Source organism: Ottowia thiooxydans (assembly GCF_040548795.1).
In the GTDB taxonomy this organism is placed as follows: Bacteria; Pseudomonadota; Gammaproteobacteria; order Burkholderiales; family Burkholderiaceae_C; genus Ottowia; species Ottowia thiooxydans_A.
Genome location: NZ_JBEPSH010000001.1, coordinates 530,009 through 553,683, shown reverse-complemented (window position 1 = coordinate 553,683; position 23,675 = coordinate 530,009). Strand labels below are relative to the sequence as shown.

Genomic DNA, 23,675 nt, shown 5'->3' with positions numbered 1-23,675 from the left:
AAAGCATCATGAATTTTTCGAAGTTTTTCATCGACCGGCCGATCTTTGCCGGCGTGCTGTCGGTGCTGATGGTCATTGCGGGGCTCATCGCCTTGCGGGGGCTGCCGATCTCCGAATACCCTGACGTCGCGCCGCCTTCCGTGGTGGTGCGCGCCCAGTACCCGGGCGCGAATCCGAAAGTGATCGCTGAGACGGTAGCGACGCCGCTAGAGGAATCGATCAACGGCGTCGAAGGCATGCTCTACATGGGTAGCCAGGCCACAACCGACGGCGTAATGACACTGACCGTGACATTCAAGCTCGGCACAGATCCCGACAAGGCGCAGCAGCTGGTGCAAAACCGCGTCTCGCAAGCCGAGCCGCGTCTGCCCGAAGAAGTGCGGCGTCTGGGTATCACGACGATCAAGAGCGCACCCGACCTCACAATGGTGGTGCACCTTGTGTCGCCAAACGACCGATACGACATCAACTACCTGCGCAACTACGCAGTGCTCAACGTGAAAGACAGGCTCGCCCGTATCCAGGGCGTGGGGCAGGTGCAGATTTTCGGTGGCGGCGAATACTCGATGCGCGTGTGGCTAGACCCGCAGAAGGTCGCTCAGCGCGGCCTCTCGGCCAGCGACGTGGTGGCCGCTATCCGCAGCCAGAACATCCAGGCGGCCGCCGGCGTAGTGGGTGCCTCGCCCGGACTTTCGGGTGTGGACATGCAGCTTTCCATCAATGCGCAGGGTCGCCTGCAGAGCGAGGAAGAGTTCGGCGACATCATCGTCAAGAGCAGCGCCGACGGCGCCGTCACCCGGCTGCGCGACATCGGCCGCCTCGAAATGGGTGCAGCCGACTACTCGCTGCGCTCTCTGCTGAACAACGACGCCGCCGTGGGCATGGGCGTGTTCCAGGCGCCCGGCTCCAACGCGCTCGATATCTCGCGCGATGTGCGACTGACCATGGACGACATCGCCAAGGGCATGCCCGAAGGCGTGGAATACCGCATCGCCTACGACCCAACGCAGTTCGTCAGGGCCTCGATCGAATCGGTCATCCACACGCTGCTCGAAGCCATCGCGCTCGTGGTGTTGGTCGTGATCCTGTTCCTGCAAACCTGGCGCGCATCGATTATTCCGCTGCTGGCCGTGCCGGTGTCGGTGATCGGGACATTCGCGATGCTGCATGTGCTGGGCTTCTCGATCAACGCGCTGAGCCTGTTCGGGCTGGTGCTGGCGATCGGCATCGTGGTAGACGACGCGATCGTGGTGGTCGAGAACGTCGAGCGCAATATCGAGGACGGTCTGACCCCGCTGGATGCCACCTACAAGGCAATGCGTGAAGTGTCGGGGCCTATCATTGCCATCGCGCTGGTGCTGGTGGCCGTGTTCGTGCCGTTGGCTTTCATCAGCGGTCTCACGGGTCAGTTCTACCGCCAGTTTGCGGTGACTATCGCGATCTCGACCGTGATCTCGGCGATCAATTCGCTGACGCTCTCACCCGCGCTCGCTGCTTTGCTGCTGCGCGGTCACGACCAACCGAAGGACGCGCTGACGCGGGGCATGGACAAGTCGCTGGGCTGGTTGTTTCGCGGCTTCAACAGGCTGTTCCACCGCGGCTCGCAGGCCTACAGCGGCGGCGTCAAAGGCGCGATTTCGCGCAAAACACTGATGCTGGCGATCTACCTCGCACTGATCGGCGTAACCTTCGGCCTTTTCAAGGTGGTGCCGGGCGGCTTTGTGCCGGCGCAGGACAAGCAGTACCTGATCGGCTTTGCGCAATTGCCTGACGGCGCTACGCTTGATCGCACTGAAGACGTCATCCATCGCATGGGCGAGATTGTCAAGAAGAATCCTAACGTAGAAGACGCGATCGCATTCCCCGGCTTGTCGATCAACGGCTTTACCAACAGCTCGAATTCAGGCGTGGTGTTCGTCACCCTCAAGCCTTTCGACGAACGCAAGCGCGTGGACCAGAGCGGCGGCGCCGTCGCAGGCCAGCTCAACCAGCAGTTCGCGAGCATCCAGGACGCATTCATCGTGATGTTTCCTCCGCCGCCGGTGGCCGGACTTGGCACCACGGGCGGCTTCAAGATGCAGATCGAAGACCGCGCCTCGCTCGGATACGACCAGATGGATGCTGCTGTGAAGGCCTTCATGGCCAAGGCTTATCAGGCGCCAGAACTGGCCGGCATGTTCACCAGTTGGCAGGTCAATGTGCCGCAACTGTATGCCGACATCGACCGCACCAAGGCGCGCCAGCTCGGCGTGCCGGTGACGGACATCTTCGACACCATGCAGATCTACCTGGGTAGCCTGTATGCGAACGACTTCAACAAGTTCGGCCGCACCTACAGCGTGCGTGTGCAAGCCGATGCGCCTTATCGCGCGAGGGCCGAAGACGTGGGCTTGCTCAAGGTGCGCTCGACCTCGGGTGAAATGGTTCCGCTCTCTGCGCTGATGAAGGTCAATTCGAGCTTCGGCCCCGAGCGCGCCATGCGCTACAACGGCTACCTGGCGGCTGACATCAATGGTGGCCCGGCCCCTGGTTACTCGTCGGGCCAGGCGCAGGACGTCGTGGCGCGCATTGCGGCTGAAACGCTACCCAAGGGCATCAGCTTCGAGTGGACCGAGCTGACCTATCAGGAGATCCTGGCCGGCAACTCCGCGTTCCTTGTGTTCCCGCTGGCGATCCTGCTGGTGTTCCTGGTGCTGGCTGCGCAGTACGAAAGCCTGACGCTACCTGTGGCGATCATCCTGATCGTGCCGATGGGCCTTCTGGCCGCTATGACAGGCGTGTGGCTTTCGGGAGGGGACAACAACGTTTTCACTCAGATCGGACTGATCGTGCTGGTGGGACTAAGTGCAAAAAACGCGATTTTGATCGTGGAGTTTGCACGGGAACTGGAGTTCGCCGGGCGCAACCCCGTACAGGCTGCCATTGAAGCGAGCCGGCTGCGCCTGCGCCCTATCCTCATGACCTCGCTGGCCTTTGTGATGGGAGTGCTACCGCTGGTCTTGTCGACGGGCGCCGGCTCTGAAATGCGCCAGGCCATGGGTGTCGCGGTGTTCGCAGGAATGATTGGCGTAACAGCCTTTGGGTTGTTCCTGACGCCGGTGTTCTATGTGGTGTTGCGTCGTCTCGCGGGCAACCGGCCACTCAAGCAACACGGCGAATCCACGGTCTCAGCCCCGACGTCAAGCGGCGGAGCGGGTCGCCTCCATCTGCAGCCTGCTGCACCGCATCCTTCGCACGAATGAACCAGGGATTAAGTTCGATCATGACCATCCGTTTCTCATCTATCACGGCCCCCTTGCGCACTAGCCTGCTGCCGCTGGTCGCCGCACTGGTGCTCGCCGGCTGTGCCTCCACGGCAGAAGTGGCGACCAATATCACGGCACCCGCGCAGTTCAAGGAGCAGTCGGTGAACACAGATGCCGCAGCGGCACCTGTTCAGGCCGCTGGCGATTGGTGGCGTGCCTTCCACGACCCGTCGCTCGACGCCTTGGTAGAGCGCGCTGCCGCCAGCAACACCAGCATTCAGCAGGCGGCAGCCCGTCTGGCCCAAGCCCGCGCACTAGCACGCACGGTAGATTCCGATCGCTCTGTGCAAGTGGGTGTCGGCGCAGGCGCGAGCCGCCAGGCCGGCCTAGACCGCAATCAGGGCAACAAGCCGTCGACCTTGCTGAACGCCGGCGCCAGCATCTCCTACGAGGTGGATCTATTCGGCAAACTAGCGGGCGCCAGCAATGCTGCCACGCTTGATGCGCAATCGCGCGAGTCCTTGCTGCAAAGCGCGCGCTTGCTGGTACAGGCTGAAACTGCGCAAACCTACCTCTCGCTGCGCGCGCTCGACGCCGAGCGCGGCCTGGTGCGCGAGCAGGTCGAGGCCTATGGCGACACGCTGCGCCTGACCGAACGGCGCGTGCGCGCGGGCGATCTGGCCGAACTCGACATGGCTCGCGTGCAGACCGAACTGTCGGCGACCGAGTCCGAAGCCATCGCGCTGGACCGCCAGCGCGCCTTGCTTGAACACGCGCTCGCCGTGCTGACCGGTGACATCGCTTCCAACTTCGAGCTGCCCTCGGCCGAATGGTCGACCGCGTTACCTAACATCCCGGCAGGCGTCCCCTCGACCGTGCTGGAGCGCCGGCCAGACGTCATTGCAGCGCAAAAGTCAGTGCAGGCCGCGCAAGCCCGCGTGGGCGTGGCGCAGACAGCCTGGTTTCCGAGCATCTCACTCACCGGTGGAGGCGGTTCCGCGTCGCCCGATTTGAGCGACCTCTTCAAGTGGTCGGCTCGCTCATGGGGCATAGGCGCGCTGCTTTCGCTGCCCATCCTGGACGGCGGCCGGCGCGAGGCCGGCGTGCAGGGTGCGTCTGCCCAGCTCGACGGCGCGCTGGCCAGCTACCGCGAACAGGTGCTCATCGCCTTCCGCGAAGTCGAAGACCAGCTCGCATCGCTGAGGCTGCTGCGCGAGCAGTCGGCAGTACAGGCGCTGGCGGTCGCCTCGGCGCAACGCGCCACGGTGCTGTCAGACTCGCGCTACCGCAACGGTTACGTGAGCCAGCTCGACCTGCTCGACGCCCGCAGGAGCGAGTTGCGAAACCGCCGCCAGGCCCTGCAGGTGAAATCGGCGCAGTACCAGGCGACGGTAGGGTTGATTCGTGCGCTAGGAGGCGGATGGGGCGTGGCGACCGCCGTAGGCGCTTTGTGACATAAGGGAGCTGTCAGCGCGGATGCACCATCTCGTACCATCGGGACATGATCACAGCATCAAAGCCCGCATCCACCCAACTGGTCGACATCGGCGTCAACTTTCACTCCGGGCAGTTGGTCTCGCTTACTAACCAATTGTTGGAGCGTGCACAGGCGGCCAACGTGACCCAAATTCTGGCTACAGGCACATCGGTGGCGTCGAGTCGTCTGGCCCTTGAACTTGCAAGAGCCCATCCAGGCACCGTTTACGCAACAGCAGGGGTACACCCCCATGACGCTAAATCGTACGATCAAGAGACCGTCCGCTATCTGAGAGAACTCTGGTTGTGCCCTGAAGTGGTTGCTATTGGAGAGTGTGGCCTGGACTACAACCGCAATTTTTCGACACCCGAGGCACAGCGGGCGGCCTTTGAGCAGCAGCTCTCAATGGCTATAGAGACTCGCAAGCCGCTTTTTCTTCACTGCCGCGACGCCTTTACCGACTTCCACGACATGCTGACCCCTGTGGTGGCCGACGGGGCGCGCGGCGTTGTGCACTGTTTCACAGGCAACCGCGCGGAAGCCGAAGCCATTCTTGCGATGGGGCTGGACATTGGCGTCACGGGCTGGGTCACAGATCTTCAGCGTGGGCAGGCACTGCGCGAAGCCTTGCCAGCCATTCCGCTGGATCGACTGCACCTTGAAACGGATGCGCCTTATCTGTTCCCCAAGAACGCCAAAAAGCGTCGCGGGCACAACGAGCCCGCGAATCTTCCATGGGTTGCTGCGAGCGTGGCAGAGCTCTTGGGGTGCAAGGTCGAGGAGGTCATTCAGGCCTGCAGCTCCAATAGCCGAAGGATGTTTGGCCTTCCAGGCAAGTGACAGGATTACAGGACGAAGTTTGAGTGTTTCCTTACACGAAGATGATACACTTCAAACATACATACCGATTATTCGGTATCTTTAAAGCTCCAGCTTCATCAACGTTTCAGGAGACCGAACCATGGAGTCAGATTTCGACGCACGCGACCTGAGAAACGCATTCGGCCGATTTGCTACGGGTGTCACCGTGGTCACCACCATACTACCCAGTGGGCAACCCATCGGCTTGACTGCCAACTCATTCAGCAGCGTGTCGATGTCCCCGCCCCTTGTGAGTTGGAACTACCGACGCGAGGCGCTAGGGTTCGCTGCCTTTGTGGGAGCGCAGCACTTTGCCGTTCACGTGCTGGGGCAGCACCAGTTGCACCTCTCCCCACAATTCGCTTCATCTGTGCCTGACCGCTTCCAGGGCGTCGAACTGGAGACGGGCCTGGGTGGTGTGCCGCTGATCAAAGACTGCGCAGCGGTTTTTGAATGCCGACAATGGTCCACGGTCGAGGCCGGCGACCACGTCATTCTGCTCGGGGAAGTGCTGCGATACATGCACAACGATGCGCCTCCTCTGGTGTTTCATGCAGGCAGGTATATGCAATGGCCAAATGCTCAGCACGCATGAGAAACCACGCAACCGTGTCAGCGCCGAGCATCCCTGCGTTCATCGGGATAACGCGCCATCACGTCGCGCCACATGCGCAAAACAGTGGCGTCCCGCTCTCGTCCGCGAAGGAACGAACCCAGAGCAAGGCCGCGCACCATCACAACCGACAACTCCATCGCCCGCTCGCTCCACTGACGCGAATGGCCTGCCTGCTCAAAGGCATGCAACCAGGCGACGTTGACTGCCTTGCGAAACGCATCAGCCGCCGGGCGCATGGCCTGCAGCAATTCGTCGGACGTTCGCCCTGCGTTAACAAGTTCGTGCTGCACCAGGTAGCGCTGGCCGGAATAGAACTGGTAACTGTCGTCGATGAACGCCGGCAACGGATCGGATTGCGCCACCGGCGAGGCGGCGGCACGGACCGACTCCTCCGTGGCCTTCTCATAGGTGTACACAGCCGTAGCAATCACCAGATCCAGCTTGGCTTTGAAGTGGTGAACGCGTGCGCCGCTGGAGACGCCAGCGCGCTCACTGATCTCGGCAGTCGATGCCCCGGCATAGCCCTTCTCTGCGATACAGTCGATCGTCGCCAGAATCAAGCGCTCGCGGGTAGCCTCACTACGCTGCTCTTGCGTGGGTCGGGGTTGAGGGACTTTGGACGCCATGTGCCTATCAAAAAACATACCGAATATTCGGCATCTAAGCCATGATTGTGCATCTAAACGCGGCGGGACAACTCTTTCTGGCCGAACAGAATGACTTCAAACGACTGCATTGTGCGTTTCCCCGCCTTAAAAAGGCGCCCGACTTAAGAGGTCAGCTTGGTGACTTCGTCGAGTTGGAAGGTACCGAGGCCGCCTGGATCAGCCTCGACTGGATGCGTAGGCAGGCGGTGGAACCTCGCGCAGCATGGTTGTTTGAATTGGATCGAATGATCGATTGGGCCAAGACACGCGGCTGGGTCAGCCCAGATGACCAGCGCGTGAAGGCGCACGTGATCTGGCACGACGCAGATCCTCAGCTGCCACGGTGAAATCCAAAGACGAAAGGACTCGCAATGAAAATCGGAATTTTTGACCATCTGGACCGGCGCGACGTGCCCCTGCACCAGTATTACGCCGACCGACTTGAACTGGTCGAACACTATGACCGCCTGGGCTTTTACGCGTACCACGTCGCCGAGCACCACGGCACGCCACTGGGCATGGCGCCTTCCCCCTCGGTTTTCATGTCTTCAGTGGCGCAGCGTACGCGCCGACTGAAGTTTGGCCCACTGGTCTACACGCTGCCCCTGTACCACCCATTGCGTGTGGCAGAGGAAATCTGCATGCTCGATCACCTTAGCCAAGGCCGCCTGCAGGTTGGTGTGGGGCGAGGTATCTCGCCTATAGAGGTGGGGTTTTATGGCATCGATCCTGCCAAATCGCAGGCGATGTACATCGAGAGCTATGCAGTACTGATGAAAACTCTCACGAGTGAGGTGCTGGACCACGAGGGCGAATTCTTCCACTTCAAACAAGTGCCCGTTGAGCTGCGCCCCTTGCAGCAACCACATCCGCCGATTTGGTACGGCGTGGGCAACGCAGACGGGGCCGACTGGTGCGTAGCCAACAATGTGAACGCCGTCGTGAATGGCCCGATCACCCGTGTACGCGAGATCACCAACCGCTTCCGCGCAGAGTGGGCCGCGGCTGGCAAGGACTTCAGTGCGTTGCCGCTGATAGGCACCAGCCGCCATGTGGTCGTCGCACCAACGGATGCCAAGGCTCTGGCAATCGCGGAGCGCGCTTATGCACGCTGGTATGCGAGCTTTATGTATCTGTGGGTGCGCCATGGCAGCGCGCCGCAATTCGCACCGTTTCCCGAGAGCTTCCAGCAAGCGCAGACGCAGGGATTGGCCGTGGCCGGCAGCCCATCCACCGTGAGACAACTGCTCGCCGAACAGGTGGAGCAAGCAGGCGTCAACTACCTCCTGTCTCGCTTCGCCTTCGGCGACCTGACGCTTGCTGAATCGACCGCTTCCGTCGAGCTCTTCGCTGCGGAAGTGATGCCTGCGCTGTGCGAAGAAGTGGCTCTGTCATGACAGGAATCCCTGGCCAGCCCGCCTTGCCCACCTTCCTTTCCCGGGGAGCGCCCGAAGCGCAAGCCCTGGTATTGCTGCATGGCATCGGTTCGACTTCGTTAGGCTGGCATGGCCAGCTGAACGCTTTTCCTGGTCGCCGTGTCCTGGCCTGGAACGCACCCGGTTATGGGGAGAGCGATCCCCTGCCATCGGCCCAGCCGCTGGCGCAGGACTATGCTGGTGCCCTGCTTGCATTGTTGGACAGCGAGGGCATCCGAGAAACTGCGCTGGTGGCCAGTTCGTGGGGAACGCCCATAGCGATCGCGCTGGCCGTGCTGCAACCTGCGCGGATTAAACACCTGATCTTGAGCGGGCCAAGCGCAGGGTACGGCGCCCTCCCCTCACACCAACGCTCGGAGCTGCTCACTGCACGGGGCGATCGCGCCAGGGCACTCGGAATCTCGGCCATGCTGGAGCAGGACGCACCGCGCCTGGTGGCGTCGGGCCTTCATGCTGCCGGGCGCCAGCAACTTATCCTGGCACGCCAGGGCGTGACGCTGGATGGCTACCTGCAGGCACTGCATGCGCTGGCGGCGGCCGACGCGCCCAGTGGGCTGCGACAACTTGCCTGCCCTGCGCTGATCGTTTACGGCGAGCAGGACGCGATAGCGCCGCCACCGGAGCACGCCTTGCGTCTGGCCGAAGCCATGCCCAGCGCCCAGCTACACGCATTCCCCCAATGCGGCCACTTGCCGCATTTGGAGCATCCAGAACGCTTCAACGACTTGGTTGAGGCCTTCATCAAATCCTGAGACCATTCCACCATAAGGAGACATCACTATGCAGATCAAACTTTCAATGCGAGCGCTCGGGATTGCCGGACTGCTGCTCGCCACATTGGCAGGCCCACTGGCGGCGCAGCCGGCCTGGCCCACCCGTGCGGTCAAATTCGTCGTCCCCAGCAATGCTGGAGGCAGCCCTGACCGCGTCACGCGGCTATTGGCAGAGCGGCTATCCAAAAAGTGGGGGCAGCCGACAGTTGTGGAGAACAAAGCGGGCGCCACGTCCATCATCGGGACCGACTTCGTCGCCAAATCGCCCGCCGACGGCTACACAATGCTGTCCACCTTCACCTCTCTCGTGCAGGTGCCGGCGCTGTTCAAACGCGTGCCCTACGACACCGAACGTGACCTCGTAGCGGTCACTCAGACAGTGGCCGTGGACGTGCTGTTCCTGGTGCGAGCTGATTCGCCTTACAAGACCCTGCAGGACTTCGCTGCGGCCGCCAAAACGGCTAAACCGCCGCTGAGCTATGGCTCCTTCGGCAACGGTTCATCCTTCCACATTTATGGAGAGAAACTTGCACAGTCCATGGGGGTCGATCTGACCCATGTACCCTACAAAGGAGAACTGCCATCTACCACTGATCTGCTGGGCGGACAACTCAGCTCTTCTTTCGCATCGGTCGGCACGGCCTTGCCGTTCCTCACGGATGGCCGTCTGCGCCCGCTGGGTGTCGCCTCAACCAAGCGCTCGCCGGTCCTGCCGAATGTGCCGACGCTGGGCGAGTTAGGCATGAACATGCCCGACCTCGTGGGGTGGTTCGGGGTGCTCGCGCCCGCCGGCACGCCTGCGCCCATCATTCAGAAAGTTGCAACCGACATCCGCGAAATCCTGACCCAGCCAGACGTCGTGAAAATTCTGCGTGACCAGGGGCTGGAGCCAGTGGCGAGCTCGCCCGAGGCTTTCCAGCGCCGTTTGAACGAGGATCTCGTGCAGTGGAAAAAGCTGCTGCCCGAGGTTGGGATCAAACCGGCCGATTGAAGACCGTCCCGCGGCCCGGCGCAAGCCGTGCCAGCCGGAACGTCCATTGATTGCGTCAAGCGCGGAATCCGACAATCTTCCATCTTCACTTTGCTCGTACAGGGGCAAGCGCTTTTCAAGCACGTGCCCTGAGACAGTTAATGCGCCCTCACGGCGGTGCGCAAACAGTGGTCGTGGGTTACTGATACATGACGACCATGTGTACGTCACTCCGCCTTGATACCCCCGGAGCGGATGAGATCTCCCCACTTCTTCTCCTCCTTGCGCACAAAATCCCTGACTTGCGCCGGGGCCAGCTTTCCGTCGGGCTCATAACCCAGTGCCCTCAACCTGGTTTGAGTGTCCGGGTCGCCCAAAACTCTTCGCAGTTCGCCGTTTAGTTTTTCGATGACCTCTGATGGCGTACCCCGCGGTGCGAACCATGCGTTCCATGCCGCGATATCGATTTCACGCATGCCCGCCTCCTGAAAAGTCGGCACGTTCGGCAGACTGCTCGTGCGCTTGGCCGTCGTGACAGCGATACCTCGAAGCTTGCCTGACGAGATGTTCGGTGCGGTGGCGATCACCGTGTCAATGCTCAACATCACATGTCCACCCATCAGGTCTGTGGTTGCGGTGCCGCTTGCCTTGTACCCGATCGGGTTGAACTTCGCGCCGCTGGCCTTGGTTAGCATCTCCAGCACCACCCGAGAGGTCGAACTGGGTATCGCAACGCTTACCGTGCCGGGTTGCGCCTTGGCGGCTGAGAAAACCTCCTTAGGCGTCTTGGCTTCATGGTTAGGTGCACTCACCAGCACCATTGCCACGGAGCCGATATAAGCGATCGGTTCGAAGTCTTCTAGCGCGTTGTAGGGCAGCGTGGCATACAGCGAGGGGTTCGCTGCGTGAGTGCCATTGGAGCCCACAAGCAACGTATAGCCGTCCGCCGGCGCCTTGGCGACAGCTTCGGTGCCGATAACGCCCCCCGCCCCCGGGCGATTGTCGATGACCAGCGGTTGCTTGAGGTTATCGGAGAGCTTCTGGGCGACGATGCGCGCGGCGGCATCCGCCCCTTGTCCCGGTGCAAACGGAACTATCAGCCGAATTGGTTTGACCGGGTAGTTCTGAGCTATCGCAGTCGAGCTCCAGGCCATGGCGACGGCTGCCAGCAGACTGATTTTTTTCAAGATGCTTTTCCTTCATTAAGAAAACGTTGAATTTCGGCGCTGATAAGCTCTGCTTCGGGTGCGCCATCAATGGGTCGCCACCCCAGGTGACCATGCTCGCTGGGTACTTCGACGTAGCGTGCATGGGCGACGTGTTCCGCGATCTGACGGGCCGAAGAAACGGGCAAAAGCCGGTCTGTACTTACCGGCAAGATCAACATACGCGATGCGACACGCGTTAGGGCTCGCGCGACATCACCACCAAACGGGGCGGCAATGTCATGGCTGGCCGACGCCTGGTAACGTCGAATGAAGTCCCAAGCATCCCACTGCGTTGCGCGGGTCACTGTCTGGTGGATTGCATCTTGCAGAGCGGACGCGCTCAAGCTCTCAATATAGGCGTCGGTCACCGTCCAGGGGTAATACAGCCTTCCAGCGGCGCGCAGACCCTTGAGAGGCTGCGTAGTGTAGTCACCTGCATTCCACGCGGGGTCCATCTGCACGACATCGGTCGCCGCTCTCACAGCTGCCCTGAACACGTTGCTGGCGCGTACGGCCGGCACCATGAGGATCGAGCCGTGTACCATGTCAGAGTAATGGATGGCCCACTCCAAGGCCTGGAATGCACCCATCGAAGCCCCAGCAACGCAAGCGATGCGCGTGGTCGGCCCAAAGGCGCCGGTTACGAAAGCGGCCTGCGCCCTTACCATGTCACGGATGTTGTAATGGGGGAAGGCGCCTCTCAGGCCGTCCGATGGCTTGGATGAGGTTCCTGCGCCAATGGCGTCGACCGCAACCACACAGTAGCGGTGGGTGTCGAAGGCTTTTCCGGGGCCAATGTAGCCGTCCGCACTATGCCGTGTGTTGGCAGTACCGGGCAGCACAAGCAGCAAATTGTCCCGCGTTGCATTCAACTCGCCATGCATGGCATAACCGATGCGAAGCGACTCAAGGCGACCGCCTCCTTCGAAGGCAAAGGGACCGATATCGTGAGTTTCCTCGCGCATTGCGGAGACATCTGGTTGAACCATTTCGTACCTCATTCCTGACGATGGTTTTGAACGGCAGCCAGATGCTCCCGTAAGTCCCGCGGCACAGCAATTTGCAGTTCCAGCAACAAGAATGCAAGCGCCTTACCGTGTGCATCGAGGTTCAAAGCGTCGTTGACCCCTCCGTCCAGCACGTCGTCGAGGACAAAATTCATGGCGTGCAAGGTGGGCAGCAAAAAGCGTTGAACCTGGCTCGGGCGACGATGCCGGAACTGGTACCCTACCTTTTCCTGCGTGACCTGGTCAACCAACAGCGGGTAGAGCCGGGGATGCCAGGCAATCACACTGATGTTGGCGCGGTTGCCCTTGTCACCGGTGCGGCCATGCGCGGCACGCCACAGAGGAACGGTGGCGTACTTTCTGTCGTCCTCAGCCATTACTGGCCCTCCACCATCTCGAAGCGTGTCGGCACCGCAGTGCGAGGCAACAGGCAGCTCAGCGTGTTAAGCCGCGGTGTGAGCGTAGTGCGCACCCCCCCACCGCCAGCCGGGCCACACGTATACAACGCCATCACCTCACGCGCCACGCGCTCGGCCTGTGCCCGCTCGCTGTGCGTGGCTGCCACGCGCAACCGCACGTCGCTCGCGCCGACGTCGGGCGTGCCGGACAGTAGGCGGCCGGCATCGTCGCCAAAGATGCTGAGTGCCCCGATCAGATCGACACGCAACGTCAGGTCCGGAAGGCGCTCGCGCAGCACTTCGGCCGCGAGTCTTGCTCGGCCTTCGGCGCGGGCACCTGCATAAGAGATCTCTCCTTCAGCCAGCCAGCCGCCCTCATAACATACGTTGACCTTGTAGTGCGTCGGTCTGGTGTGGCCCCGCACGCCATCAAGCGTGACCAGATCTTCCCCGTCTACGCGCACCTGCGCTTGGGAAATGTCGGCCACCACGTCCGGAGTGAGGTAGGCCGCGGGATCGTGTACCTCGTAAAGGAGCTGCTCCTTCACTCCAGCCTCGCTCACCAAACCGCCGGTATATGCGGCCTTACCGATGCGAACGCTGCCGTCCGCGTAGATTTCAGCGATGGGAAAACCCACTTGCGCCAGTCCCGGTACATCTTTCAGGCCAGGATCGGCGAAATAGCCACCACACACCTGTGCTCCGCATTCGAGCAGGTGGCCTGCCATGGTGGCGCGTGCGAGGAGGTCCCAGTCGCAGGGGTCCCAACCAAAGTGTGCCATCGCCGGACCTACCGTGAGCGAAGGATCGGCCACCCGGCCACACACCACGATCTGCGCACCTGCAGCCAGCGCAGCAGCAATGGACTCGGCTCCGATGTACGCGTTGGCGCTGACGATACGGATTTCATCCATGGCTGTGCCAAGCTGCTCACGCAACAGGGTTCGCTGCGCTGGTGAGGTCAACTCATCACCCTCCACCATGGCGATGCGGGGAACCGTCTGCCCGAGTTCGCGCGCCATGCGGGCGATGTGACGCGCCGCCCCGCGCGGGTTAGCGGCCCCGAAGTTGCTCACGATACGAATGCCATGCTCCAGGCAGCGTGCCAGCACCGGGCGCAGCATTTGGTCCAAGAGCAGCTCATAGCCAGCTTGCGGATCGGCCTGACGGCGCAAGTGCGCCAGTGCCAGCGTGCGCTCGGCCAGTGTCTCGAAGATCAGGAAGGCGCGTGGGCCTAACGGGGCATCCCCAGCCGCGAGCCGCGCCACCAACGTATCGACCACTGGGCCAGCCGCATCAATCCGGTCTCCCGAGAAACCGGCCGCACAACCAATCAGCAACGGCGGTACGTGCGAGGTGGGCGAGTGAAAGTCTGTCATTGCAAATGATCGAATTTGATCTGCACTATAGAGGCGAAAGAATCAGCCGTAAAATCGAAAATTCGCATAGACTGATTTGTAATTCAAATTAATGCCAGACCCCGACTTTTCCACCCGGCAACTGCGTGCGTTCCTGGCCTTGGCGCAATTGCGCAACTTCACCCGAGCGGCGCAGGCCTGCCACCTTTCGCAGCCTGCGTTCAGCGCGCTGATACGCACGCTGGAAAATGCGGTGGGCACCCGCCTGTTTGATCGAAATACGCGCAGCGTGGCACTGACGCCGGAAGGTCGGCTGTTTGAACCAGCCGCTGGTCGACTGCTAAATGACGCGGCAAGCGCACTTGCCGACTTGACCGACCACACCCAGCGGCGAAAGGGCCGTGTGCACATTGCCGCGTTACCTTCTCTGGCGGCAGACTCGCTGCCGGGCATCCTGGCCGAGTTCCACGACCTCTGGCCGGGTGTGGAGTTGATGCTGAGCGATGTACTTTCAGATCCCTGCATCGAACTCGTACGGAGTGGCCAAGCTGACTTCGCATTGGCCGCAGGCGGCAACCGTCCGGCTGACGCGGGGGAACTGAGCACCCGGGTCCTGTGTGCGGATCGTTTTCACCTGGTCTGTCGCGCTGATCATCCTTTGGCGCAAGAGCCGCGGCTGACGCCCCGTAAGCTTGCTCCATGGCCATTCATCCACATGACGCGCAATAGCAGCGTGCGCCAGGCACTGGACGCGACGTTGCATCCGCTACGAATGAACACGCTACTGGAAGTAGAGCAGCTCGCCACCGTTGCAGGCATGGTAGAGGCCGGGCTGGGGATCAGCGTGGTGCCCACGCTGACGCTCTACCAGTTCAGGCGCGACACGCTGGTCGCCCGGGCACTGCCGTTGCCCCCGTCACAGCACAGGCGCGTCTACCTCATTCAGCGACGCGAGGGCAGTCTATCGGCCGCGGCGCAAGCTCTGTATGAGCTGGTGGTGGATAGGATGGGCTCGCTGCCCAAAACCTGAACGTGGATAGGATCACTCCAAGGTCGGATGGAGCGTGTTTGGCAGTGACCGGCGACCAGGGAACAAGTCCTGCTTTCTCCGTGGTCCGAGTGGCCATAAGCCCTGGGACGGTCTGCCAGCCGGTCCGTTACCCCACCACAGAAGGAACACGATAGTGAAGTTCAGCAAAGCCCGTGCCCACCTGCCTGACCGAGAGCAGCTCAAGCGCGGGCCTGGTTAGCCGACGCGGAAACAAAGGCTTGCCCTTGCCCAGGGTCACGGAGCCGACTTGTACCATGATTTCATCCAACAATCCGGCGTCATAGAACTGCCCAGCGAGATCGCCGCCGCCCACCACCCAAATGTTTTTGGAACCTGCGGCAGCGCGCATAGCTTCGTGCACAGGCCGCACGTCGCCTTTCACGAAGCGCAAATCGGCTCCTTCAACTGCAGGCAGTTCCCGGCTGGAAAAAACCCAGGTTGGCTGAGCATATGGCCAGGCAGAACCCGTCTCCGTAGCAACTTTTTCACTGTGTCGAAGCATCCACTCATAGGTGGAAGAGCCCATGGCCAGAGCTCCCACGTCGGAAATGAACTGTGGATAGCTGGTCTCATTCACATCGCCAAGAGGAAAAAGCCAATCTATTGAATCTTCTTCAGTGGCAATGAAGCCGTCGAGGCTTGTAGCCGTGAAATATTTGGTTGTCACACCGACTCCAGAAAAATAGTAGAGTGCCTCATAGCCCGGTGCCCCAGGCGAGGCTGCGAGAAACGCCTTCCCCTACCTGATTGCAACCGATCCGGGTAAAGCATGGGCTGTCGAGCAAAAAAACGAGTGCAGTTTTTTTATGAGGGCCAAGTCAAGCATGAAAAACGAACTTACCACTAACGCAGTCGTCTCGCACTCTGAATGGCTTTCTCGCCGTAAAGAGCTTCTCGTCCAAGAGAAAGAATTGACTGACCAACGTGACCGTGTCGCAGCGTTGCGTCGAGCACTGCCATGGGTGCGGGTCGATAAAGATTACGTGTTCGACAGCGTGCACGGCACGCAGTCGTTGGCCGACCTCTTCGACGGGCGTAGTCAGTTGATTGTTCAGCACTTCATGTTTGCGCCGGGCTGGGCGCAAGGCTGTCCGAGCTGCTCGTTCATGGCTGACCATACTGACGGAATGAGAATTCACTTGGAGAACCGTGACGTCAGCTTCGTCGCCATCTCTCGGGCAACACTGCCGGAAATCGAGCGATTCCGCGCGCGGATGGGCTGGCAATTCAATTGGGTGTCATCGAACAAAAGCGACTTCAACTACGATTTCAACGTGAGTTTCCCGCCGCAAGAGGATGCAGCTGCACAGGCGAACTACAACTTCAGCAAGGTCGACTTTTCAGAGGAGGAAATGCCCGGAATCAGTGTGTTTTTCAAGAATGAAGCAGGCGAGATTTTCCGCACGTACTCGGCTTACGCGCGTGGCGTCGAGGCCATGATGGGAACCTATGCGATGCTCGACCTCGTTCCCCATGGGCGTGGTGAGCGAGATGTGCCGCACAAAATGGAATGGGTGCGCCACCACGACAGATACGAGCCGAAGTCGCAAGCGCTTCATGGGAAAGAAGTATCAACGCACTCCCAACAAAGCGGTTCTGAAGCAGCGGACAGGACGTGCTGCGGAGCGAAGCAGCAGCCACCAACCGAGTAGTGCTTCCCACGCGTGATGCGCCGGGACTTCCCTCCTCTCGCCTAGGCCATGGAAGGCCGCCTTCCGGTCGCACCCCTACTGCACGGGGGCACGGATCAAACCTCGCCAGGAGCCCGACTCAATTCATTGTTGGCCACCACCAGGATGCGAAGCATGCGCATGAATTCGGCACGCTCCGGCTTGGTCAATGGATCGAGCATTCGCTCTTGAGCCTGCAACATGGAAGGGATGACCGCTTCGAGCGCTTCCCGACCCATGGGTGTGAGGGTGAGCATCCGAACGCGCTTGTCCGTCGGTGACGCGTTCCTCGACACCAGGCCACGCACTTCGAGGCGATCGATCACGCTTCCGATGGTGGAGGTGTCCAACCCAATGGAGCGCGCCAATGACCGCTGGTCGATTCCAGGGGCGTTCATGACGCCTTGAAGCGCCGAATACTGCACCGGGGTCATCCCATGTGATTCGGTCTCCTGCAGAAAAACCGCTACAGCGATCTGCTGCAGCCGGCGGATGCAGTGACCTGGCATGGATTCCAGATCAACCGCCTCGGCGGTGGTATTACTTTTCATGACCCAATGCCCCAAGTCCAAGGGAAAACCCTTAATTGCCTTACCAATCTTATCACTACACTAATTATCAGTATACTGATGATAAGTGTGCTGCATTTATTGGGCACATTCGTGAGTCGAGGATTTGCTATCTATCCACTCTTTGATGCTGTCCGTAGCATGGCTCATGTTCCAGCCTCGGCTCAGATTCAGAGCATCGACACCCTTTATTCCGAACGAACGTTGCAACTTAAGGAAACGGCATGCAGTTCTACCTGAACGGATACGCTCCCGGGGATCCAGATATCCAAAAGAAGGAATTGCCCGACGCGGTCGACGTCCTGGTGATCGGAAGCGGACCGGCCGGCGCCCTTTTGGCCGCGCAGCTTTCCACGTTTCCCGGCATTACCACGCGCTTGATCGAGCGCCGCGATGGGCCGTTGCAGGTTGGTCAAGCCGACGGCATCGCTTGCCGCACTGTAGAAATGTTCGAGGCATTTGGGCTTAGTCAGCAGCTCCTGCGAGAAGCCTACTGGGTCAACGAAACGGCTTTCTGGCGCCCCGCCAAGGCAGATCGAAGCCGGATCGAGCGAACCGCACGCGTGCAAGACACGGAAGACGGGCTGTCAGAGTTTCCGCACGTGATCGTGAACCAGGCACGCCTGCAGCAGTATCTGCTCGACTACATGTACAAGTCACCGACGAAGCTCGAGGCCAACTACGGGTTGGAATTCGTAGGTCTGCAAGTAGAGTCGGAAGGCGAATACCCCGTTAAGGTCACACTGCGGGACGTGAACAGGCGTTCGGAAAGCGTCGTGCGCGCCAAGTACGTGGTGGGCTGCGATGGTGCGAGCAGTCGGGTACGCAAGTCGATTGGAGCCGAACTCCGCGGTGACTTCGCCAACCACGCTTGGGGTGTCGTAGACATGCTGGCAGTGACCGACTTTCCGGATATCCGGCTCAAAGCCGCCATCCAGTCGGCCGAGGAAGGCAACATCCTGCTCATTCCGCGAGAAGGCGGCTACCTGGTGAGACTCTACGTAGATCTGGGCGTGGTCGACCCGGACAACCGAGAAGCCTTCCGTGAAAACACGCAAGAAAAAGTCATAGGCATTGCCCAACGCGTTCTGCGCCCCTACACGCTGGATGTGAAAAGCGTCGTGTGGTTTGCCCTCTACCAAGTTGGCCAGCGCGTGACCGACCGTTTTGATGATGTGCCGCAAGACCAGGCGGCTACGCGCCTGCCACGCGTATTCATCGCAGGCGATGCGTGCCACACGCACAGCGCCAAAGCCGGTCAGGGCATGAACGTTTCAATGCAGGACACGTTCAACCTCGGGTGGAAGTTGGCGGCCGTGCTTGAAGGCCGTGCTGGCCCGGAACTGCTGCAGACCTACTCCACTGAGCGCCTTGCGATTGCGCAGGGGCTGATCGACTTCGACAAAGAGTGGTCCAAGATCATGGCTTCGCCACCCAAGGATCCCAACCACCCTGAACTTGGTGGCGTGGATCCTCAGGAATTGCAGGAATATTTCGTACGTTCGGGACGCTACACCGCAGGCGTTGCAACTCACTATGCACCGAACACGGTGTTGACGGCCGAGGCGACTCACCAGCACTTGGCCACTGGATTCACGATCGGTATGCGATTCCAGTCCGCCCCCGTCATTCGGCTCGCGGACGCAAAACCTGTTCAGTTGGGGCACGCGGCCCGCGCGGATGGTGCATGGCGCATCTACGTGTTCGCAGACACCAGTGGTGAACGTTTGCGCAAATTGGCAGCCTTTCTGGCAGACTCGCCTCAGTCCCCCGTTCGCCGCTTCACGCCAGCGGGTGCCGACATCGATAGCGTCATCGACGTCCGCGCTGTGTTCCAGCAAAGTCACTTAGATCTCGACGTAGGGCAATTGCCGGCAATCCTCTTGCCACGCAAAGGGTCCTTCGGACTGGTTGACTACGAAAAGGCCTACTGCGTCAACGCCAAGGCAGGCGATGACATCTTCGATGCGCGAGGAATAGATCGAGCCAACGGGGCGATGGTGATCGTGCGTCCCGACCAGTACGTTTCGAACGTGCTGCCGCTCGATGCGCACATCGCACTCGCCGCATTCTTCAGCCAGTTCCTTCTCGATCGGCACTGAAGGTCGCCGACGTTACCGCCACTCTTGTTCGGAGAATGCTGGCATAACGACTTATGCGTCGAGACGCCTTTCGAAAAAGAAGCAGTCAGGCAGGATGGCTGGAGCAATGTAGTCGATGTCCTTAGCCGACACGCCACAGGCGAAGAAGCTGTCGCGCCAATGCCGGACGACCTCGACGATCCGATCAATTTGCCCGCGTGCCTCTTCCGCCGACAAGCCGAAACGCCCTGCCTGGGACAGGATGTTGTAGATGCTGGCCGTGCGACCGTAGCCGCCAACGGTCAAGGCGAGATCGCGCCGCTCCAGGCTGACCATGGGTGCGGGCACGAGGTCGTAGGCCGGAGATAACCGCCATCCTTTCTGTCTTCGTAGCAGAGCGTGGTTGCGCGGATGATCATCATTGTTGGTCACGGCGGCATTGAAGACCATCCGCCTGAATAGTTCTGCGCAGTCGGCTTCCGGCTTGTCGGACCAGCGACGCAGGTTGTCGGCCATCAATGGGTAGGACCAACGTTCCCGGTCCAGGTGGCTATCGCCGCAGTCGAGCACGGTTAGGCCACTGACCAGACCGAAGCGCAGATAACCCTTGTCGGTGTAGTCTCGATCGAACCGCTGCAGCATCAAAACATCATTGTCGCCAACCGCCTCCAGGCGGGCTTGTGTGACATTCAGGCCGCATCGGCGTGCCAACTCAAGCGTCGCGAACTCGACGCGCTGAAGGTTGAAGCGATCGTCTCTGGCTGGGAACTTGCCGAGCCAGAGACTTTGTGCGTCTTCGATTGTGGCCTTGGGCCGCGCACCTCCCATGCTGGTGCCAGGATCGAGCTGTTCGAGAAGATGAGCGGCCACCGGGCGCCCTTCTTCGATTGCCTGTGAGGCTCCAATAAGTTCAGCCAGTTGATGCGTGCGGTTGTACTGGCGCTTGGGCGCGGGTGGGTCGGCCTTCAACCCAAAGCTCAGATAGCCTGCGCCATCCTGCGGACCATGTAGCAGATAGTCGATTTCCTGGAGGTCTGCCGCACTGCGCTCGAGCTTGTGCTCGATCACGCGCCGTCCCCAAGCGTCGGGACCAGCATCTCGAACAGCACCGGGAATCCCCTTGAGCTGAGTAAACTCGAAAACTTGCCTGGCAAGAGGCAGCTGGAACGGATCGAGTGCAACAGCCTCTTGGCGCTGAAGGTAGCGGTCGCCGTAGCGAAACCGCCCTATCTGTGTGCCATCCGGCAGCGTTTGCACCCTGAGCAGGGCTGCCGGCACCGTTTCCAATGTGCCGGGTAGCTGAATGTAGACATAAGCCTCGCGGACTGGTGCGCCCACGCTCGGCACTGTGCGTACTCGCTGCCCCCCAGGGGAGTTTGAGCGGACTTGGGGCGACCCAGCGCTGCGCTCAGAAGTCATACTCGTCGCTCGCCTTGCGGGTTTTTCCAGCCCGCATCGGGCGGCGCGACGCTTCGAGCGCCTTGCCATGGAGATCGCTATCGGGATCCGCAACAGCGTCCAACGACTTGTCAAGGCCGAGTGCCCACAGCACTGTGAAGCACACACCGACTGCGGTTCCTGGCTTACCAAGTTCAAGCGCCGTGAGGGTGTTTCGGTTGATACCGGCCTTGCTAGCGAGGTCGGCAACCGACCAGCCGCGCCGAATCCGTGCAACCCGGATGCGCTGACCCAGTTGGACAACGCGCTCGATGGCTTGCAATGAAATAACGAACTTGCTCATGAAACTAGGCATTTTTGCACTTAACGCTTATTATTTTAGGCACTTATGAATTTCACGGCAAGCAAAAAACCAATATTTTGCCCATCAAATTAGGCAAATAACGGTATATTGCCCTATATTCTAGGCAATTTATGACCAAAGCCATGGCGCATTCTGTCGCAATCCGGCGCGTAGCCGGACGTCCCTAGGCCGAAGAAACCGAAGAAAATTCATGACGGAGACGTTCGAGACGCTACGTCAAGCCGACACTGACTCTGCGAGATATTGGACACCTGATATACAAGCCATCTCCGAATCAGCCGCAGCAGAATTGACTCATGTGCAGGCCGTTTGCACTGAGATTGAATTACCGCTTCTGAAAATTCACGGGCTCACTTTCTCCAGGCTGACTGGTGCTCTTATCAAGGATGCTTAAGTCCTAGATCCCATGAGCTACGCGATCCATTGCACATGCTCCGTCTGGGTACGGCGGGTCGGCGTGCAAAGTGCCCCTTATGTAATCACAGTGACGGGCGACTATTAGGCGTGATCTGAGCGGCGTGCTCAGCAGGCGGTCCTACTTCATGGTCGATGACATAGAGCCAACGACCATTCGCCTGCCTTCTCTCCAGCCCGACAGAGTTCCCGACTCAACGATGAGTGTCATCATCGGCGACCGGCGCCCAAGTGGCCGCTCGAGCGGAGCGGTCGAACTTCTCGCTCACATCCTTGCCGACGCGCCTCAAGAGCGCCGCCTCCTTCAGGACGCACCGGATTCCTGGAGGATTGTGGTGGGTGGGCGCCATCACAAACGTTCAAGACATGCACAAGGGCGGTCGCTAAAGCTCGAAGCGATGAATCTCGTCGTCGAGGCCGCGATATGTCCACGCGAGTGCAGTGAAGAAAGCGTGCGCCGCCTCGTTCTCGCGATCGACGAAGGCAACCCAGCCCGCGGCCGGCGGATGGCCGTCCCAGCGAACGACTGCGGCAACTGCCCCGCGCCCAAGGCCCGTCCCGCGCGCCACGGGCGACACCGCAATATCCGTTATACCGTGAAGACCGCTAGCTTCCGGACTCCAGGCGCATCCGATCAAGACGACGGGCGCGTTGTCCTCGACGCCGACAAGCTGGACACCGTCCGTGGCGTGCAGGACATGATCGAGCCACGCATCATCAAGCGGCCCGAGCGCCCTGTTGAGCCTCTCATCGTCGAACCAGCGCTGGATCCATGGCCAATCTAGCGGGGTGATCTTTCTCAGCTGCATAGGCCTCCTGGTGTTCCTTGATCGAATCTGTTGCAAAAATTATATTTTTTTGAGGAAATCTCGTGTCTTCCGCCCTCACGGGGTCTGCTCCCCGACGTGCTGGACGAGCGAAGCAAGGCTTGTGTCAACCCTCCCGGTCCGATGCCAAAAGCTCGTTGACGATGTGGGCTTCTCCAAGGACCTCGCCCGTTAGATTGTTAAATTGCAACCTCCCGCCTATCCCTTGCGTAAAGCGCGCATGACATGAAAAACATTGAAGTCGCGTATGCCGTTTTCATCATTTAGCCCCCTCGGGTTGGCCTATTCAACCGCTTTGGTTGCTTGTGATCGACCTCAACGGAGGTATTCAGGAATGAAAGGTCTTCCTGAAAATTTTTTGCGCCCTTCGGCTATCAATACGGTTCTTCGCATAAGCCACTCAGCGTGCTGCGAGGAACTAATGGCGGTGCCTTTCGTTGCTTCAATATAGTTCTGCCTATTTCACCTCTCTTTCCCGCAGGGATTCAGATTCAGCCATGCAACATCTGCCACCAGAAGTCAGAAGTCAAATCGCCGTCGTCCAGGCCGCTCTGGAACGCCTCCTGGGCGACAAACTCTGCGGCATTCACCTGTTCGGATCGGCCGTTGATGGCGGCCTCAAACCCTGCAGCGACATCGATCTGATGGTGACCGTCAACAGCCCCCTGCCCGAGCCCCTGCAACAGCGCTTGCTGCAGACGCTGCTCGCACATTCGGCCTGGCCCGGCAGCGATCCCAGCCTGAGAGCGCTGGAGGTCACGGTGGTGGCGTTGAGCGAAATCCAGCCATGGCGTTATCCACCCAGGCGGGAGATGCAGTTTGGTGAATGGCTACGCACCGACATACAGGCCGGGCGCTATGAACCGGCCATGCCAGACAACGACCTGGCGATCTTGTTCACCAAGCTGCGTCGTCACAGCCTGGCGCTTCACGGTCCTGATGCCCACGTGCTGTTCGAGGCTGTGCCTCTGGCCGACCTGAAGCAGTCCCTGGTTGACACCCTCTCACAATGGCAGCAGCCATCAGACTGGGAGGGCGAAGAGCGCAATATTCTTCTTGCCCTGGCCCGCATCTGGTACACGGCATGCACCGGCGAAATCGCGGCCAAGGACGCAGCGGCCGCCTGGGCTGCAGAGCGCTTGCCTGCCGCGCACAGCGCCCTGATGGCACGCGCTGCCGCGGCCTATCTCAGCGGCCAGCCAGATGGCTTGGCGGCCATCCCCGAGCAAGTGGCACACACTATCCACTTTTGCCGAAGTGAGATTGAGGCGGTGCTGCGCGTGCGAGCCTGATGGGCCCCGAGGC

At 60.4% G+C, this 23,675-nt stretch carries 22 protein-coding genes; 12 read left to right on the top strand and 10 right to left on the bottom strand.

Features of this window, described 5'->3' with window-relative positions:
- Positions 1-8 precede the first annotated feature (8 nt).
- The 4 genes from ABIE13_RS02525 to ABIE13_RS02510 all read left to right on the top strand — a co-directional run bounded on the left by ABIE13_RS02525 (position 9) and on the right by ABIE13_RS02510 (position 6,178).
- On the top strand, positions 9-3,242 hold the full coding sequence (locus tag ABIE13_RS02525; RefSeq protein ID WP_354440856.1) for an efflux RND transporter permease subunit: 3,234 nt from the start codon (positions 9-11) through the stop codon (positions 3,240-3,242).
- 20 nt (positions 3,243-3,262) lie between these two features.
- Positions 3,263-4,699 (top strand): efflux transporter outer membrane subunit, encoded by a 1,437-nt coding sequence (locus tag ABIE13_RS02520; protein ID WP_354440854.1) that lies wholly within the window; start codon positions 3,263-3,265, stop codon positions 4,697-4,699.
- Positions 4,700-4,746: 47 nt separating this feature from the next.
- On the top strand, positions 4,747-5,562 hold the full coding sequence (locus ABIE13_RS02515; protein ID WP_354440852.1) for a TatD family hydrolase: 816 nt from the start codon (positions 4,747-4,749) through the stop codon (positions 5,560-5,562).
- A 121-nt stretch (positions 5,563-5,683) separates the two neighbouring features.
- Positions 5,684-6,178, top strand: a complete 495-nt coding sequence (locus tag ABIE13_RS02510) for a flavin reductase family protein (protein ID WP_354440850.1) — start codon at positions 5,684-5,686, stop codon at positions 6,176-6,178.
- 17 nt (positions 6,179-6,195) lie between these two features.
- Here the strand turns inward: ABIE13_RS02510 and ABIE13_RS02505 are convergent, their stop codons facing one another.
- Entirely contained in the window at positions 6,196-6,825 is a 630-nt protein-coding gene (locus ABIE13_RS02505; RefSeq protein WP_354440849.1) for a TetR/AcrR family transcriptional regulator, read from the bottom strand.
- A 41-nt stretch (positions 6,826-6,866) separates the two neighbouring features.
- Here ABIE13_RS02505 and ABIE13_RS02500 point away from each other — a divergent pair, with 41 nt between their 5' ends.
- From ABIE13_RS02500 to ABIE13_RS02485, 4 genes are read left to right on the top strand one after another with little or no spacing between them, the layout of a single operon-like run.
- Entirely contained in the window at positions 6,867-7,193 is a 327-nt protein-coding gene (locus tag ABIE13_RS02500; protein ID WP_354440847.1) for a hypothetical protein, read from the top strand.
- A 24-nt stretch (positions 7,194-7,217) separates the two neighbouring features.
- On the top strand, positions 7,218-8,243 hold the full coding sequence (locus ABIE13_RS02495) for an LLM class flavin-dependent oxidoreductase (RefSeq protein ID WP_354440846.1): 1,026 nt from the start codon (positions 7,218-7,220) through the stop codon (positions 8,241-8,243).
- Positions 8,240-9,034, top strand: a complete 795-nt coding sequence (locus ABIE13_RS02490) for an alpha/beta fold hydrolase (RefSeq protein ID WP_354440844.1) — start codon at positions 8,240-8,242, stop codon at positions 9,032-9,034. Before ABIE13_RS02495 ends, ABIE13_RS02490 begins: the two co-directional genes overlap by 4 nt.
- 28 nt (positions 9,035-9,062) lie before the next feature.
- Positions 9,063-10,046 carry a Bug family tripartite tricarboxylate transporter substrate binding protein gene (locus tag ABIE13_RS02485; RefSeq protein WP_354440843.1) on the top strand — a complete coding sequence of 328 codons (984 nt, stop codon included), beginning with the start codon at positions 9,063-9,065 and terminating at the stop codon, positions 10,044-10,046.
- Between the two features lie 206 nt (positions 10,047-10,252).
- Here the strand turns inward: ABIE13_RS02485 and ABIE13_RS02480 are convergent, their stop codons facing one another.
- From ABIE13_RS02480 to ABIE13_RS02465, 4 genes are read right to left on the bottom strand one after another with little or no spacing between them, the layout of a single operon-like run.
- On the bottom strand, positions 10,253-11,212 hold the full coding sequence (locus tag ABIE13_RS02480; RefSeq protein WP_354440841.1) for a Bug family tripartite tricarboxylate transporter substrate binding protein: 960 nt from the start codon (positions 11,210-11,212) through the stop codon (positions 10,253-10,255).
- Positions 11,209-12,222 carry an alpha/beta fold hydrolase gene (locus tag ABIE13_RS02475; RefSeq protein WP_354440839.1) on the bottom strand — a complete coding sequence of 338 codons (1,014 nt, stop codon included), beginning with the start codon at positions 12,220-12,222 and terminating at the stop codon, positions 11,209-11,211. The genes ABIE13_RS02480 and ABIE13_RS02475 overlap by 4 nt, the downstream gene beginning before the upstream one ends.
- Before the next feature lie 8 nt (positions 12,223-12,230).
- Positions 12,231-12,617 (bottom strand): AtuA-related protein, encoded by a 387-nt coding sequence (locus ABIE13_RS02470; protein WP_354440837.1) that lies wholly within the window; start codon positions 12,615-12,617, stop codon positions 12,231-12,233.
- A complete protein-coding gene (locus ABIE13_RS02465; RefSeq protein WP_354440835.1) occupies positions 12,617-14,017 on the bottom strand; it encodes an acyclic terpene utilization AtuA family protein in 1,401 nt (466 codons plus the stop codon). Before ABIE13_RS02465 ends, ABIE13_RS02470 begins: the two co-directional genes overlap by 1 nt.
- A gap of 91 nt (positions 14,018-14,108) precedes the next feature.
- Here ABIE13_RS02465 and ABIE13_RS02460 point away from each other — a divergent pair, with 91 nt between their 5' ends.
- Entirely contained in the window at positions 14,109-15,026 is a 918-nt protein-coding gene (locus ABIE13_RS02460) for a LysR family transcriptional regulator (RefSeq protein ID WP_354440834.1), read from the top strand.
- Between the two features lie 127 nt (positions 15,027-15,153).
- Here ABIE13_RS02460 and ABIE13_RS02455 read toward each other — a convergent pair whose 3' ends face one another.
- Positions 15,154-15,714 (bottom strand): dihydrofolate reductase family protein, encoded by a 561-nt coding sequence (locus ABIE13_RS02455; RefSeq protein ID WP_354440832.1) that lies wholly within the window; start codon positions 15,712-15,714, stop codon positions 15,154-15,156.
- Positions 15,715-15,871: 157 nt separating this feature from the next.
- Here ABIE13_RS02455 and ABIE13_RS02450 point away from each other — a divergent pair, with 157 nt between their 5' ends.
- Positions 15,872-16,699, top strand: a complete 828-nt coding sequence (locus ABIE13_RS02450; RefSeq protein ID WP_354440831.1) for a DUF899 domain-containing protein — start codon at positions 15,872-15,874, stop codon at positions 16,697-16,699.
- 95 nt (positions 16,700-16,794) lie between these two features.
- On the opposite strand, the gene ABIE13_RS02445 is transcribed toward ABIE13_RS02450, so the two are convergent.
- Positions 16,795-17,268 (bottom strand): MarR family winged helix-turn-helix transcriptional regulator, encoded by a 474-nt coding sequence (locus tag ABIE13_RS02445; RefSeq protein WP_354440829.1) that lies wholly within the window; start codon positions 17,266-17,268, stop codon positions 16,795-16,797.
- A 242-nt stretch (positions 17,269-17,510) separates the two neighbouring features.
- On the opposite strand from ABIE13_RS02445, the gene ABIE13_RS02440 reads away from it, so the two are divergent.
- Positions 17,511-19,388 (top strand): FAD-binding monooxygenase, encoded by a 1,878-nt coding sequence (locus tag ABIE13_RS02440; RefSeq protein ID WP_354440827.1) that lies wholly within the window; start codon positions 17,511-17,513, stop codon positions 19,386-19,388.
- A gap of 51 nt (positions 19,389-19,439) precedes the next feature.
- On the opposite strand, the gene ABIE13_RS02435 is transcribed toward ABIE13_RS02440, so the two are convergent.
- The 3 genes from ABIE13_RS02435 to ABIE13_RS02425 all read right to left on the bottom strand — a co-directional run bounded on the left by ABIE13_RS02435 (position 19,440) and on the right by ABIE13_RS02425 (position 22,352).
- A complete protein-coding gene (locus ABIE13_RS02435; RefSeq protein ID WP_354440826.1) occupies positions 19,440-20,705 on the bottom strand; it encodes a type II toxin-antitoxin system HipA family toxin in 1,266 nt (421 codons plus the stop codon).
- A gap of 70 nt (positions 20,706-20,775) precedes the next feature.
- Positions 20,776-21,108 carry a helix-turn-helix transcriptional regulator gene (locus ABIE13_RS02430; protein WP_354440824.1) on the bottom strand — a complete coding sequence of 111 codons (333 nt, stop codon included), beginning with the start codon at positions 21,106-21,108 and terminating at the stop codon, positions 20,776-20,778.
- Positions 21,109-21,926: 818 nt separating this feature from the next.
- Entirely contained in the window at positions 21,927-22,352 is a 426-nt protein-coding gene (locus ABIE13_RS02425; RefSeq protein WP_354440822.1) for a GNAT family N-acetyltransferase, read from the bottom strand.
- Between the two features lie 515 nt (positions 22,353-22,867).
- Between ABIE13_RS02425 and ABIE13_RS02420 the strand changes: the two genes are divergently transcribed.
- Entirely contained in the window at positions 22,868-23,662 is a 795-nt protein-coding gene (locus ABIE13_RS02420) for an aminoglycoside adenylyltransferase family protein (RefSeq protein WP_354440821.1), read from the top strand.
- The last annotated feature ends 13 nt before the right edge of the window (positions 23,663-23,675 follow it).